The 14,006-nt window shown below is 72.1% G+C and carries 14 protein-coding genes; 1 reads left to right on the top strand and 13 read right to left on the bottom strand.

Annotated features, from left to right (window positions below; translation table 11 throughout):
* The first annotated feature begins 219 nt into the window (after window positions 1-219).
* Entirely contained in the window at window positions 220-2,307 is a 2,088-nt protein-coding gene (locus HNR76_RS05370; RefSeq protein ID WP_162309852.1) for a 3-hydroxyacyl-CoA dehydrogenase NAD-binding domain-containing protein, read from the top strand.
* Between the two features lie 87 nt (window positions 2,308-2,394).
* Here HNR76_RS05370 and HNR76_RS05365 read toward each other — a convergent pair whose 3' ends face one another.
* From HNR76_RS05365 to rpmF, 13 genes are all read right to left on the bottom strand, one after another.
* Window positions 2,395-3,450, bottom strand: a complete 1,056-nt coding sequence (locus tag HNR76_RS05365) for a DUF4380 domain-containing protein (protein WP_162309851.1) — start codon at window positions 3,448-3,450, stop codon at window positions 2,395-2,397.
* Window positions 3,451-3,491: 41 nt separating this feature from the next.
* Window positions 3,492-3,845 carry a PilZ domain-containing protein gene (locus tag HNR76_RS05360; protein WP_162309850.1) on the bottom strand — a complete coding sequence of 118 codons (354 nt, stop codon included), beginning with the start codon at window positions 3,843-3,845 and terminating at the stop codon, window positions 3,492-3,494.
* Window positions 3,842-4,879: a DNA polymerase III subunit delta' gene (locus tag HNR76_RS05355; protein WP_162309849.1), complete on the bottom strand. Its 1,038-nt coding sequence runs from the start codon at window positions 4,877-4,879 to the stop codon at window positions 3,842-3,844. The genes HNR76_RS05360 and HNR76_RS05355 overlap by 4 nt, the downstream gene beginning before the upstream one ends.
* Window positions 4,876-5,559: a dTMP kinase gene (tmk, locus tag HNR76_RS05350; protein ID WP_162310114.1), complete on the bottom strand. Its 684-nt coding sequence runs from the start codon at window positions 5,557-5,559 to the stop codon at window positions 4,876-4,878. The genes HNR76_RS05355 and tmk overlap by 4 nt, the downstream gene beginning before the upstream one ends.
* 5 nt (window positions 5,560-5,564) lie before the next feature.
* The gene (gene mltG / locus HNR76_RS05345) at window positions 5,565-6,596 is read right to left on the bottom strand and encodes an endolytic transglycosylase MltG (RefSeq protein ID WP_162310113.1); all 1,032 of its coding nucleotides are present in this window, start codon (window positions 6,594-6,596) and stop codon (window positions 5,565-5,567) included.
* Window positions 6,597-6,707: 111 nt separating this feature from the next.
* Complete coding sequence (locus tag HNR76_RS05340; RefSeq protein ID WP_162309848.1) at window positions 6,708-8,066, bottom strand: aminodeoxychorismate synthase component I; 1,359 nt, start codon at window positions 8,064-8,066, stop codon at window positions 6,708-6,710.
* Window positions 8,067-8,199: 133 nt separating this feature from the next.
* The gene (fabF, locus tag HNR76_RS05335) at window positions 8,200-9,438 is read right to left on the bottom strand and encodes a beta-ketoacyl-ACP synthase II (protein WP_162309847.1); all 1,239 of its coding nucleotides are present in this window, start codon (window positions 9,436-9,438) and stop codon (window positions 8,200-8,202) included.
* A gap of 148 nt (window positions 9,439-9,586) precedes the next feature.
* Window positions 9,587-9,826 (bottom strand): acyl carrier protein, encoded by a 240-nt coding sequence (gene acpP / locus HNR76_RS05330; RefSeq protein ID WP_013535667.1) that lies wholly within the window; start codon window positions 9,824-9,826, stop codon window positions 9,587-9,589.
* 182 nt (window positions 9,827-10,008) lie between these two features.
* Window positions 10,009-10,755 (bottom strand): 3-oxoacyl-ACP reductase FabG, encoded by a 747-nt coding sequence (gene fabG, locus HNR76_RS05325; protein ID WP_162309846.1) that lies wholly within the window; start codon window positions 10,753-10,755, stop codon window positions 10,009-10,011.
* 66 nt (window positions 10,756-10,821) lie between these two features.
* Window positions 10,822-11,763, bottom strand: a complete 942-nt coding sequence (fabD, locus tag HNR76_RS05320) for an ACP S-malonyltransferase (RefSeq protein ID WP_162309845.1) — start codon at window positions 11,761-11,763, stop codon at window positions 10,822-10,824.
* A 103-nt stretch (window positions 11,764-11,866) separates the two neighbouring features.
* On the bottom strand, window positions 11,867-12,664 hold the full coding sequence (locus HNR76_RS05315; protein WP_162309844.1) for a BUD32 family EKC/KEOPS complex subunit: 798 nt from the start codon (window positions 12,662-12,664) through the stop codon (window positions 11,867-11,869).
* An 82-nt stretch (window positions 12,665-12,746) separates the two neighbouring features.
* Window positions 12,747-13,727: a beta-ketoacyl-ACP synthase III gene (locus tag HNR76_RS05310; protein WP_162309843.1), complete on the bottom strand. Its 981-nt coding sequence runs from the start codon at window positions 13,725-13,727 to the stop codon at window positions 12,747-12,749.
* A gap of 82 nt (window positions 13,728-13,809) precedes the next feature.
* Window positions 13,810-14,004 carry a 50S ribosomal protein L32 gene (gene rpmF / locus HNR76_RS05305; protein ID WP_162309842.1) on the bottom strand — a complete coding sequence of 65 codons (195 nt, stop codon included), beginning with the start codon at window positions 14,002-14,004 and terminating at the stop codon, window positions 13,810-13,812.
* Window positions 14,005-14,006 lie beyond the last annotated feature (2 nt).

The following is a 14,006-nucleotide window of genomic DNA, read 5'->3' as shown; positions in this document are numbered from 1 at the left end:
CGGGCCGCTCCGGAAATCATGGATTCGGGTTCGATGGAGCCACGGCCGCCGCCGCGGGTGCGGCGCCCATGCAGAACCTTAACCGCCGTGCGCGCAGGATCGCGCGTGCCGCCCGTCACGCCTGGTGCCGGCTCCGTATGCACATGTATGGGATTTGACGCGGCGGAAACAACCTCGGGATGATAGCCGCTTCTCCGTACACGACCGGATGGTTTCGCCATGCTCGCAGGTTTCGACGGACTCCGATTCAGCCACTGGCAAGCCGCGCGCCGCGACGACGGCGTGGTAGTGCTGTCGCTGGACCGCCAGGACGCACCGGTCAACGCGCTGTCGCAGGACGTGCTGATCGAACTGGCCGACATCGTGGAGCGGCTGGCCATCGATCCGCCGGCCGGCGTGGTGTTCCGCTCGGCCAAGCCGTCGGGCTTCATCGCCGGCGCCGACCTGAAGGAATTCCAGGAGTTCGACCGCAAGGGCACGGTGGACGACGCCATTCGCCGCGGCCAGGCCGTGTTCCAGAAGGTGGCCGAGCTGCCCTGTCCGACCGCCGCGGCGATCCACGGCTTCTGCATGGGCGGCGGCACCGAGCTGGCGCTGGCCTGCGACTACCGGGCGGCCTCCAGCGACGGCTCCACCCGGATCGGCCTGCCCGAGACCAAGCTGGGCATCTTCCCCGGCTGGGGCGGCAGCGCGCGCCTGCCGCGGCTGGTCGGCGCGCCGGCGGCGATGGACATGATGCTGACCGGGCGCACCCTGTCGGCCCCGGCCGCGCGCGGCATCGGCCTGGTCGACAAGGTGGTCGAGACGGCGCTGCTGGAGGACGCGGCCGCCGCGCTGGCGCTCAAGGGCGTGCAGCGGCCGTTCCGGCAGCGCTTCCTGGGCTGGGCGACCAATACCTGGGTGGCGCGCAAGGTCCTCGCCCCGCAGATGGCCAAGCAGGTCGCGCGCAAGGCCAGGAAGGACCACTACCCCGCCCCGTACGCGCTGATCGGCGTGTGGGAGCGCAGCGGCGGCGGCGGCATCCAGGCGCGCCTGGACGCCGAGCGCCGCGCCGTGGTCAAGCTGGCCGGCACTCCGGCCGCGCGCAACCTGATCCGCATCTTCTTCCTCAGCGAGCGGCTCAAGGGCCTGGGCGGCAAGGACACGCTGGATGCCAGCGGCGAGCCGCTGGCGGGGATCGCGCGCGTGCACGTGGTCGGCGCCGGGGTGATGGGCGGCGACATCGCCGCCTGGGCGGCCTACAAGGGCTTCGAGGTGACCCTGCAGGACCGCGAGCAGCGCTTCATCGACGCCGCGCTGGGACGCGCGCAGGAACTGTTCGCGAAGAAGGTCAAGGACGAAGGCAAGCGGCCGGCCGTGGCCGCGCGGCTGAAATCCGACCTGGCCGGCGATGGCGCGGCCCAGGCCGACCTGGTGATCGAGGCGATCGTCGAGGACCCGCAGGCCAAGCGCGCGCTGTACCAGGCGCTGGAGCCGCGGATGAAGGCCGATGCGCTGCTGACCAGCAACACCTCGTCCATCCCGCTGGACGAGCTGCGCGAACACATCGCCCGCCCGGCGCAGTTCGCCGGCCTGCACTACTTCAACCCGGTGGCGTCGATGCCGCTGGTGGAGATCGTCCAGCACGACCGCCTGGACGCGGCCACGGTCGAGCGCCTGGCCGCGTTCTGCAAGGCACTGGACAAGTTCCCGGTGCCGGTGGCCGGTACCCCCGGGTTCCTGGTCAATCGGGTGCTGTTCCCCTACATGCTGGAGGCGGCCACCGCCCTTGCCGAGGGCATCCCCGGCGCGGTCATCGACCGGGCCGCGGTGAAGTTCGGCATGCCGATGGGCCCGATCGAACTGATCGACACCGTCGGCCTGGACGTGGCCCAGGGCGTGGGCGCGGAACTGTCGCCCTTCCTCGGCCTGCCGCTGCCGGCGGCGCTGTCCGCCGTCGAGCCGGGCAAGCGCGGCAGAAAGGACGGCCAGGGCATCTACCGCTGGGAGAACGGCAAGCCGGTCAAGCCGGAGGTGCCGGCCGGCTACCAGGCGCCGGCGGACCTGGAGGATCGCCTCATCCTGCCCCTGCTCAACGAAGCGGTGGCCTGCCTCCACGAAGGGGTGGTCGCCGATGCCGACCTGCTCGATGCCGGGGCGATCTTCGGCACCGGCTTCGCCCCGTTCCGCGGCGGCCCGATCCAGCACATCCGCGCCAGCGGCGCCGACGCCCTGCTGGAAACGCTCAAGACCCTGCGCGCCCGCCATGGCGAGCGCTTCGCCCCACGCCCCGGTTGGGACAACCCGCTACTGCGGGAGCTGCTGTAGGCGCCGGATGCAGCCGGCGACCGCGATGCGTGCGTATCGGCGTGATCCGGTGCCGGGCGATGCGCCGGAAGCGGCCGCGCGAGGGGCCTACTCGACGCCGGCCTCATCCAGCATGCGCCGCAGGAAGGCGACCTGCGCATCACGACGGTCGGGGCCATCGTAGCTGCGCACCACCCACCACTCGCGGGCGGTGGTGGTCGCGCCGGGCTCGAGAGCGATGTACGGGCCATGCACTTCCAGCTCCATCAGGCCGGTGTCGGCCTGGCCCGGCTTCCAGTCCAGGTACAGCTCGATCTGCCCCTGGTCCGGATGGATGCGCTCGAGCGGCTGGTGCTCGAAATGGATCAGGAACGCCTGGCCGGCCGCGAAGCCGGCCATCCAGCCCGCGCGCGGCTGGATGAAGACCTTGCCCCGCCGTCCCTGCAGCCCTTCGGCCGGCGGCGGCAGCTCCAGCGAGAACAGGCCGTCGGCGGTGCTGCTGAGCAGGCCGTCGTAGCCGTCCTCGGTATCGGAACGCACGCGCACGCCGCTGCCGTCGGCGGCGACCGGCACGTAGACGCGCGTGTGCGGCGGCACGCGGGTGTTGAACCAGATGTCGCGCGCCACCGGCTGCTTGCGGATGTTGCGCATCTCCACCGCCATCTCGACGGTGTCCGGGCGCTGCGGTGGGATCGAGAACGTCTGGGTGAGCTGCACGCCGCTGACCGGGCTGGCCGCGCCTTCCAGCACCAGGCGCGCATCGTCGTGCGCCAGCACCTTCGTCGGCGCATGCGCCAGCCACGGATCCGGCGGCCATTGCGCGCCGGCCTTGCGGCGCGCGGCGTTGACGGTCTGGAAGCGCCACCAGTCCGCCTGCGGCCCGACCCAGACCTCGTGGCCCAGGTAGGGGATGTTCTGGCCGCCGGCCTGCACGCGCGGATCGGGCTGGCTGGCCATCGCCTCCTCGCCGACCTTGATCAGGTTGGGCGCCCCGCGCAGCGACAGGTGCAGCACGCGCCCGCCCAGGCGCGGGACGGCCTCCAGTTCCAGCACGTCGCTGCGCAGGGCCGCACGCGCGGGCGCGTCGGCCGCTGCCGCGCCGGCCGGCAGGCCCAGCAGCCATGCGGCCAGCAGGCCGGCGATCAGGTTCGGCGCAGCGCGCATCGCATCCTCCAAGAAGTTCCGCCGGGCCCGGGCCCGGCCGTTCACATGGTCTGGGTCGGCTTGTCCGCGCCCAGGGTGCCGGCCAACAGGGTCTCGACCCGGTTCTTCACCGCCTCGCCGTCGCTGCCCTCGGGGAACTGGACGCCGATGCCGGCGATGCGATTGCCCTGCGCACCGGCCGGGGTCACCCACACCACCTTGCCGGCGATCGGCAGGCGATCGCTGGAGTCGGGCAGGGTGAGCAGCAGAAACACCTCGTCGCCGAGAAAATAGCGTTTGGGCGTGGGTACGAAAATGCCGCCATGCTTGATGTACGGCATGTAGGCGTTGTACAGCGCGGCCTTGTCCTTGACCGCCAGCGACAGGATGCCCTGGCGCCCGCTCGCAGCACTCATCGGTATTCCCCTCTGCCTTCCTTCGCGAAGTCGCGCCAGGCCAGCAACAGCTCGGCCACCACCAGGTCCGCGCGCACCGTGCTCCGCAACAGCTCGCGGGCACGGTTGGCCATGTCGAACCACGCCGCCAGCTTGTGCAATCGGGCCGGATCGGTCAAGCCGCCCGCCCAGGCCTGGGCCAGCGCGATCTCGGCGGCGTGGCGCAGCCGTTCGGGGCCGAGATCGTCCCCGCTCCAGCGCTGCGCGGCCTCCAGCGGGTCGGCGCGCCCGGCGGCAATGGCCTCCAGGTCGGTGGCGATACCGCGGCGCAGCGGCAGGCCGTCGCCGCGCAGCCAGGCATCGGCCAGGCCCGGATGGCCACGCGCGGCCTCCAGCGCCTCGGCGGCGGGCGCCGCCTCGTGCCCGCGCTGCCGCAGCCAGGCCAGCGCCTCCTCGCGCGGCGGCAGGCGCATCTCCAGGCGCTGGCAGCGGCTGCGGATGGTCGCCGGCAGGCGCGCGGGGTTGGACGCCACCAGCCACAGATAGCGGCCGGGCAGCGGCTCTTCCAGGGTCTTGAGGATGGCGTTCCAGGCGCTGTAGTTGACCGCGTCGGCCGGCTCGACGATGGCCACGCGCGCGCCGGCCTCGGCCGACATCTCCAGGCGCTCGGACAACTGCCGCATCTGGTCGATCACGATCTCGGTGCGCATCCGCGGCGGCGCTTTCAGGCGCCACTCGTAGCCGACGAAGATCAAGTCCGGATGCGCGCTGTGGCCACGCGGGTGGGCCGGCGACCCGTCCGGCCGGACCTCGGCCGGATCGCGCTGGGAACGCACGCCGAACAGGTGGCAACTGCGGCACTTCCCGCACGGGCCGGCCTGCGGCGAACGGTCGCGGCACAGCACGTACTGCGCCAGCGCCTCCACCAGGTCGCGCTTGCCCAGCCCCTCGGGGCCGCAGACCAGCAGGCCATGGGCGAGCCGCCCGGCTTCCAGCGCCGCGACCGCCTGCTCGTACGCGCGCCGCTGCCAGGGCGAGGAAAGCGCGATGCTCATGCCAGGTCCGCATCCGTCAGCGTGTCCAGGTAGGCGGACACGGCGCCGGCCACGGCCTCGCCCACCGCCGGCGGCGGCAGCGCGGCGTCGACCAGGCGGAAGCGCTCCGGCTCGGCCTGGGCACGGCGGCGGAAGCCCAGGCGCACGCGCTCGAAGAAATCGTCCTGTTCGCTCTCGATCCGGTCCGGCCACAGGTCGCGGCCGCTGGTGCGGGCACGGCCCTCGCGCACGTCCAGGTCCAGCAGCAGGGTCAGCCCGGGGCGCAGGCCCACCGCGCGCCGCTCCAGGTCGGCGATCCACTGCCGGTCCAGGCCGCGGCCATCGCCCTGGTAGGCGTAGCTGGAATCGGTGAAGCGGTCGCTGACCACGAAGGCGCCGCGCCGCAGCGCCGGCCGCACCACGTGGCGCACGTGCTGGGCGCGGGCGGCGAACATCAGCAGCAGCTCGGTCTCGGCCGCCAGCGGCTCCTCCTCGGCTTCGCCGCGCAAGGTGTCGCGCGTGCCCAGCAGCAGCGTGCGGATGCGCTCGGCCAGCGGCGTGCCGCCGGGTTCGCGGGTCAGCACCACCTCGTGCCCGCGGCGCTGCAGCAGTTCGCGCACCGAGGCCAGCGCGGTGCTCTTGCCCGCGCCCTCGCCGCCTTCCAGGCTGAGCAGGCGCGGATGGCGCGGCGGCGGAGCGATGCCGTTCACCGGCCTTCCCCCGCCGTGGCGCCGGCATCGGCCGGGCAGGTGCGGCGGCGCTGGTAGCAGTTCACCGCCGCGTTGTGCTCGGCATAGGTGGCCGAGAACACGTGGCTGCCGTCGTTGCGCGAGACGAAGTACAGCGTCCGGCCCGGCGCCGGGTTCACCGCCGCGCGCAGCGCGTCGCGGCCGGGCATGGCGATGGGCGTGGGCGGCAGGCCGGCGCGGGTGTAGGTGTTGTAGGGCGTGTCGGTGGTGAGGTCGCGCTTGCGGATGTTGCCGTCGTAGGCGCCGCCCATGCCGTAGATCACCGTCGGGTCGGTCTGCAGCAGCATGCCCAGGCCCAGCCGGCGCGAGAACACGCCGGCGATCTGCGCGCGCTCGTGCGCCTGCCCGGTCTCCTTCTCGACGATGGAAGCCAGCACCAGCGCTTCCTCGGCCGACTTCAGCGGGGTGTCCGGCGCGCGCGATTCCCAGGCCGCGGCCAGCGCCCGCTCCATCGCCGCATGGGCGCGGCGCAGCACGTCCAGGTCGCTGTCGCCGCGCTGGTAAAGATAGGTCTCGGGCAGGAAGCGCCCTTCCGGGTGCTGCCCGGGTTGGCCCAGCGCGGCCATCAGCTCCGCGTCGTCCATGCCGGAAGCCCGGTGCTCCAGTGGGTCGGCCGCGGCCAGCGCGGCGCGCACCTGGCGGATGTTCCAGCCCTCGACCAGGGTGATGCGGTAGTGGATCACGCGGCCGTCGCGCATGCGCTGCAGCAGGGTGCGCGGGCTCATGCCCGGCTCCAGCGCGTACTCGCCGACCTTGAGCTTGCCGGCCGCGTCCATCCGCTGCGCCAGCAGGCGCCATTCCAGGTCGTGCCCGGTATCGGCGCCGGCCTGGCGCAGCTTGCGCAGCACCGTGGCGAAGCCGTCGCCGCGCTCGATCCGCACGCTGGCGGCCGCGTCGGCGCCGAACGCCGGCGCATCGACGAAGTGCTGGTACCGGTTCCACATCCAGGCGGCCGCGACCGCCGCGGCCAGCAGCGACGCGCACAGCAGCAGCAATACCGCACGCACGATGCGTCTACATCCGCCGGCCACGTCCGCTCCATCGCTGCTGAGGCCGCTCAGGATACCGCGACCGGCCCGCGCAGGAGCCCGGCGGCCGGCTCACGCCGACGGCTCCAGCGCGCGCAGCACGCCGCGCGCCTTGGCCCGGGTCTCGTCCAGTTCGCGCGCGGGCACCGAGTCGGCCACGATCCCGGCGCCGGTGCGGAACGAGGCCTCGTCGCCGCGCACTTCCACGCTGCGGATCAGGATGTTCAGGTCCAGGTCGCCATTGCGGCCAAGCCAGCCGATGGCGCCGGTATAGGCGCCGCGCGGCGTGCCCTCCAGTTCAGCGATGATCTGCATGCAGCGCACCTTCGGGCACCCGGTGATGGTGCCGCCGGGGAACACCGCGGCGATCGCCTGGCCCGGCGTGACCTCCCCGCGCAACCGCCCGCGCACGTTGCTGACGATGTGATGGACGTGGGCGTAGCTTTCCACCGTCATCAGCTCGTCCACCTGCACGCTGCCCGCCGCGCACACGCGGCCCAGGTCGTTGCGCTCCAGGTCGATCAGCATCACGTGCTCGGCGCGCTCCTTGGGATGGCCGACCAGCTCGCGGATGCGCGCCGCGTCGTCGTCGCCGGCGAAACGCGGACGGGTGCCGGCGATGGGGCGGGTCTGGATCACGCGCCCGCGCACCGAGACCAGCCGCTCCGGCGAGGAGCTGGCCACCGCCCAGCCCTCGCCCGCGAACAGGCCGGCGAACGGGGCCGGGTTGGCCTGTCGCAGCCGTGCGTACAGCGCGGCCGGGTCCGGCGGCGCATCGAAGCGGGCGCGCCAGCCGCGCGAGAGGTTGGCCTGGAACACGTCGCCGGCACGCAGGTAGTCGAGGACGCGCCCGACGCCGTCGAGAAAGCGCTGCGGGTCGTCCTCGGCGATCGCCGCGGGCGGGCGCCAGGCCGGCAACGGTGGCAGCGCCGCGGCGGCGGCGAGGTCGTCGAGGACCGCTTGCAGCGATGCGGCATGCCCGGCCTCGGCCAGCGCCACGCATTCGCCGCTGGCGCGGTCGCGCAGCACCGCCGCCGGGCAGCGCAGCGCAAGCGCCATGGGGCGGTCGCCGGACGGCCGCAGCGGCAGGTCGAGCACCGGTTCGACCTGGGCGGCCAGTTCGTAGTCCAGCAGCAGCGCCCAGCCGCCGATGAAGGGCCAGCGCGGCTCCCGGGCCTCGCTGCGCAGGCGCTGCCACTGCGTGTCCAGCGCCTGCAGGAAGCCGCCGGGGTGCACCTGCCCCGCCAGGTCGCGGGTGATGCCGTCGGCATCCAGGCGCAGGCCGTGGCCGTCGGCGGCGAGCAGCAGGTCCCAGCGCCCCTGCGCGGTGCCCGCCGCCACCGACTCCAGCAGCAGCGGATAGCGCGACGGCGCCAGCCGGTGCAGCGCCAGCAGGTCGGTGTCGGCCGGAAGCGGGTGGAGGCAGGGCATGGTCGGCGCAGGCGCGGCTCTGGGAGAGGCGGAAGCCGGCGCCGCGCCCCGCCCGTCCGTGGCGGAGGTGCGGAGGAATGCCGGCCCGGCAAGGCGGGCGTGCCGGTACGCGGCACGCCCGTGGCGCTCGCGATCAGATCCGGCCGAACACCAGGGTGCCGTTGGTGCCGCCGAAACCGAAGCCGTTGGACACGGCCACGTCGACCCGCGCCTCGCGGGCCACGTTGGGCACGTAGTCCAGGTCGCAGCCCTCGCCCGGGTGCTCCAGGTTGATGGTCGGCGGGACGATGCCTTCGTGGATGGCCAGCACCGAGAAGATCGCCTCCACGCCGCCGGCCGCGCCCAGCAGGTGTCCGGTCATCGACTTGGTCGAGCTGACCATCAGCTTGTACGCATGCTCGCCGAAGGCGCGCTTCATCGCCCGCGTCTCGGCCAGGTCGCCCAGCGGGGTGGAGGTGCCGTGCGCGTTGAGGTAGCCCACCGCGGCCGGGTCGATCCTCGCATCGCGCAGCGCGGCCAGCATGCAGCGCGCCGCGCCATCGCCGTCCTCGCTGGGAGCGGTCATGTGGCTGGCGTCAGCGCTGGCGCCGAAGCCCAGCAGCTCGGCGTAGATCCTCGCGCCGCGCGCCTTGGCGTGCTCGTACTCCTCCAGCACCAGGATGCCGGCGCCGTCGCCCAGGACGAAGCCGTCGCGCTCGGCGTCCCAGGGACGCGAGGCGCGCTGCGGGTCGTCGTTGCGGGTGGACATGGCCTTCATCGAGCAGAAGCCGCCCATCGAGGTCGGCGAGGAGCCGCGCTCGGCGCCGCCGGCGACCATCACGTCGGCATCGCCGTGCTGGATCAGGCGCATGGCCGTGCCGATGGAGTGGTTGGAGGTGGCGCAGGCCGATACGGCCGAGAAGTTCGGGCCCTTCAGCCCGCGGATGATGCTCAACTGGCCCGGCAGCATGTTGATGATGGTGCTGGGCACGTAGAACGGCGAGATCTTGCGCGGGCCGCCCTCGATGTACTTGGCGGTCTGCTCCTCGATGCCGAGGATGCCGCCGATGCCCGAGCCGACGATCGCGCCCACGCGCTCGGCATTGGCCTCGCCGATCTCCAGCCCGGAGTCGTCCAGGGCCATGAACGAGGCGGCCAGGCCGTAGTGGATGAACGGCTCCATCTTCTTCGCGTCCTTGGGCGGCACGAAGGCGGTGGGGTCGAAATCGCGGATCTCGCCGGCGATGCGGGTAGTGAAGCCGGTGGTATCGAAATGGGTGACCGGGCCGATGCCGGAACGGCCGTTGACGATGCCGTCCCAACTGCTGGCCAGGTCGTTGCCCAGCGGCGAGACCATGCCCATGCCGGTGACGACGACGCGACGCTGACTCATTGGCGGCTCCTGCTGTCCTTCGGATCGGATTTCTGCGTTTCGCACCGGCGGGCGCAATCGCCGGATGCGGACGGGGCCGCACGCAGCGGCCCCGTCCGTGATGTGGCGCCGCGGAGCCGGAGGCTCCGGTCCGCGGCCGCGGCGCGCCTCAGCTCTTGACGTGCGCCTTGATGTAGTCGATCGCCTGCTGGACCGAGGTGATCTTCTCGGCTTCCTCGTCCGGGATCTCGCACTCGAACTCTTCCTCGAGGGCCATCACCAGCTCGACGGTGTCGAGCGAGTCCGCGCCCAGGTCGTCGACGAACGAGGCGCTGTTGGTGACTTCCTCTTCCTTAACGCCGAGCTGTTCGACGACGATTTTCTTGACGCGCTCTTCGATGGTGCTCATAGGTTTCTCTGCTCCAGACGGAGTGGTTGTCGATCGGACCGCCGCGATCGCGGCGGTGCGGGTTTCACTTTCCAGCAAGGCGGATAGTGTAGTCAAAAGCCGCGGCCCCGGGCACTGGCCGGCAACCGCAGCCGAATCAAAAACTTACGAAGTCTTTGAAATCCTCGTGTAACGCGCGGCCCTCAGGCCATGTACATGCCGCCGTTCACATGCAGGGTCTCGCCGGTGATGTAGCCGGCGTCCGGCCCGGCCAGGAACGCCACCGCGCGGGCGATGTCGGCCGGCTCGCCGAAGCGGCCCAGCGCGATCTGGCCCAGCAGCGCGTTCCGGGCGTCCTCGGGCAGTTCGCGGGTCATGTCGGTGTCGATGAATCCGGGCGCCACCACGTTCACGGTGACGCCGCGGCTGCCGATCTCCTTGGCCAGCGACTTGGAGAAGGCGACGATCCCGGCCTTGGCCGCGGCGTAATTGGCCTGCCCGGCATTGCCGGTGGCGCCGATCACGGAGGCGATGTTGACGATGCGGCCGCGGCGCGCCTTCATCATTCCGCGCATCACCGCCTTGGAGGTGCGGTAGACGCTGGTCAGGTTGGTGTTCAGGATCGCCTGCCAGTCCTCCTCCTTCATCCGCAACAGCAGGTTGTCGCGGGTGATGCCGGCGTTGTTGACCAGGATGGAGACCGGGCCGAACGCCTTGGCGATGGCTTCGATCAGCGCGTCCACCGCGGCCGTGTCGGTCACGTCCAGCTTGCGGCCATGGCCGCCCTGCCCGGCCAGGCGCTGGCCGATGGCCTGGGCACCGGCGTCGCTGGTGGCGGTGCCGACCACGGTGGCGCCGCGCTCGGCCAGCGCATCGGCGATCGCCGCGCCGATGCCGCGGCTGGCGCCGGTGACCAGCGCGATTTCACCGGTGAGGGGCAGGTTCGTCATCGTGGACCTCGTTTGCGTTGCTCTAGTGGGCGGCCGCGGGCGCGATGCGCCGTGCCGCGTGCGGGATCAGCGCCAGTCGGCCAGCGCGGACTCGAAGTCGCCCACGCCGCCCAGCGCACGCGCATCCAGCGACTTGTCGATGCGCCTGGCCAGGGCGGCCAGCACCTTGCCCGGCCCGCACTCGGCGATGCGGGCGGCGCCTCCGGCGGCCAGCGCCTTCACGCAATCGGTCCAGCGCACCGGCAGGTAGAGCTGGCGCACCAGCGCGTCGCGGATCGCGTCCACGCTGCCATGGACCTGCGCGTCCACGTTCTGCACCACCGGCAGCGCCGGCACGCGCCATGCCAGGCCGGCCATGGCCTCGGCCAGGCGATTGGCGGCCTCGCGCATCAGCGGCGTGTGCGACGGCACGCTGACCGCCAGCTTCACGGCCTTGCGCACGCCGCGCTCGGCCAGCAGCGCCAGCGCACGGTCCACCGCCGCCGCGTCGCCGCCGATCACGACCTGGCCGGGCGAGTTGTAGTTGGCCGGCACCACGACCTGGCTGCCGGATGCCTGCGCACAGACCTCCTGCACCAGCGCATCCTCGGCGCCGAGCACCGCGGCCATCGCGCCGATGCCCGCGGGCGCGGCGTCCTGCATCAACTGGCCGCGCAGCCGGACCAGGTGGGCGCCGTCCTTCAGCGACAACGCGCCGGCGGCGACCAGCGCGGTGTACTCGCCCAGGCTGTGCCCGGCCAGCCGCGCCGGCTGCGGGCCGCCCTGCGCCTGCCACGCGCGCCATACCGCCACGCCCGCGGCCAACAGCGCCGGCTGGGTGTACTCGGTGCGGTTGAGCATTTCTTCCGGACCGCCCTGGGACAGCGCCCACAGGTCGACCCCGGCGCCGTCGGAGGCTTCGGCGAAGGCCTGGCGGACCTGCGGATGCAGTTCGGCCAGCTCGGCGAGCATGCCCACGGACTGGGAACCCTGTCCGGGAAAAACGAAGGCGAGCGTCGGTTCGGTCACGCGCTGTCGCAGCCAAAAAAGAGAGCGGCGATGATACGGGCGAACCACCGGGTTTGTCTGTACCCGGGCGTATGCCCAAGGCCCGACGGGCGAGCCGCGCCCTTCACCCGACGATGGCCTGCAGCAGGTCGAGCTCGCCGTCGCCGATCCAGTCGATCAGCAGCAGCATCAGCGCCAGCGCAAGCCAGGCGGTGGCGCCGTGGATGACGAACACCGCATGCGCGAACGTGCGTGCCGAACGCCCCAGCTTCCGCGCCAGGCGCGCGATGCCATGCAGCCGCATCCCCACATGGCGCGCATGCCGGCCCACCTGCGGCGGCCCGGCCCGCATGACCTCCCCGAGCATCCGCGCCAGCGCCTCGGGACGGTCGTGGTAGTACTTGGCCATGCCGAAGGCGAACAGCAGCCAGTCGCGTGCCTGCGCCTGCTCCAGCGGCATCACCTCCAGCGGATCTTCCTCGAAATCGATGAAGCCGATGGCGCCGCCGGCATCCAGGGTGATGTTGCGCGGCAGCGGCTGTCCCAGGTAGGCGCCGCGCCGGTGGGCATCGGCGATGGCGGCGATCGTCTTGGCGACCAGGCCGTCCATCGCCTGCGGATCGCCGCGCACCGCGCGCAGCCGCGTGGAGAGCGTGGCGCCGATGTCGCCCAGCAGCAGCGTGTCGCCGTTCTCGCCCAGCACCTCGGGCACGCGTACGCCCAGCGCGTCCAGTTCGGCGATGCGGCGACGCTCGGTTTCCTTGGCCAGCGGACCACCATGGTGCGGCGGCGGCCGCAGCGCCGGCAGGTCGAGCTTGCGCGCCACCAGGTCCAGCGAACCCAGGCTCAGCCTGCGGCGGCCTTGCCCATAGCGCTTGATCCAGGCCCGGCGCCCGGCCAGGCGCATCGATTGTACGGCCATGACCTCTCCCTGCACCCGCTTCGCGAGAAAGTGCGGACGATGACCCATCCTTCCGGAGGGGAAGGCGCGAAGACTCGCCCCATCAATAGCGCAGCAGCGCCGAACCCCAGGTGAAACCGCCGCCGAAGGCTTCCAGCAGGATCAACTGGCCGCGCTGCACGCGGCCCGAGCGCACCGCCTCGTCAAGGGCCAGGGGCACCGAGCCGGCGGAGGTGTTGCCGTGGCGGTCCACGGTGACGATGACGCGCTCCATCGGCATGTCCAGCCGCCTGGCGGTGGCCTCGATGATGCGCAGGTTGGCCTGGTGCGGGATGAGCCAGTCCAGCGCGGACTTGTCCAGGCCGTTGGCGTCCAGCGCCTCGTCGACCACGCTGTCCAGGGCCTTGACCGCGTACTTGAACACCTCGTTGCCGGCCATGAGGATGTGCACGCCGCCGTTGGCCGCATTGCTGTCGAACCCCCTGGACACGCCCGCCGGGCAGCACAGCAGGTCCTTCTTGCTGCCGTCGGCGTGCAGGTGCGTGGACAGGATGCCGGTCTCGGTGTCGGCCCTGAGCACCACCGCGCCGGCGCCGTCGCCGAACAGCACGCAGGTGGTGCGGTCGGTCCAGTCGACGATGCGGGTCAGGGTCTCGGCGCCGATCACCAGCGCCGTCTTCGCCGCGCCGCTGGCGATGAACTTGTCGGCGACGCTGAGCGCGAACACGAAGCCGGAGCACGCCGCGTTGACGTCGAACGCCGCGCAGCCGGCGATGCCCAGCTTCTGCTGGATCAGGCAGGCGGTGGACGGGAACACCACGTCGGGCGTGGTGGTGCCGACCACGATCAGGTCGATCTGGCCGACATCGACGCCGGCCGCCTCGATCGCCTTCAGCGCGGCCTCGTAGCCCAGGTCGCTGGTGGCCTGGTCGTCGGCGACGATGCGTCGCTCGCGGATGCCGGTGCGGGTTCGGATCCATTCGTCGCTGGTGTCGACCACCTTGGCCAGGTCGTCGTTGGTCACCACCTTCTCCGGCAGATAGCTGCCGGTTCCGGCGATGCGCGAATAGATCCGCTCGCTCATGCCCACTCCCGCTGAAGGCTCCCGCGGGAGCCGGACGAATGCCGCCGCCTTCCGGCGCGCAGTCCGCGCGCCGGCGTCGCGCTCAGTCTTCCTCGACCGTGGAAGACTTGGTGGCGATGACCTTCTTGCCCCGGTAGTAGCCGTCGGCGGTCACGTGGTGGCGCAGGTGGATCTCCCCGCTGGTCGGATCGGTGGCCAGTTGCTTGGCCGTCAGCGCATCGTGGGAACGGCGCTGGCCGCGGCGGGACGGGGTGACTCGGGATTTCTGCACAGCCATGG

Source organism: Pseudoxanthomonas broegbernensis (genome assembly GCF_014202435.1).
GTDB lineage: Bacteria > Pseudomonadota > Gammaproteobacteria > Xanthomonadales > Xanthomonadaceae > Pseudoxanthomonas > Pseudoxanthomonas broegbernensis.
Note: the sequence above shows the minus strand (reverse complement) of the source record. Positions and strands in the feature narration are given on the sequence as shown.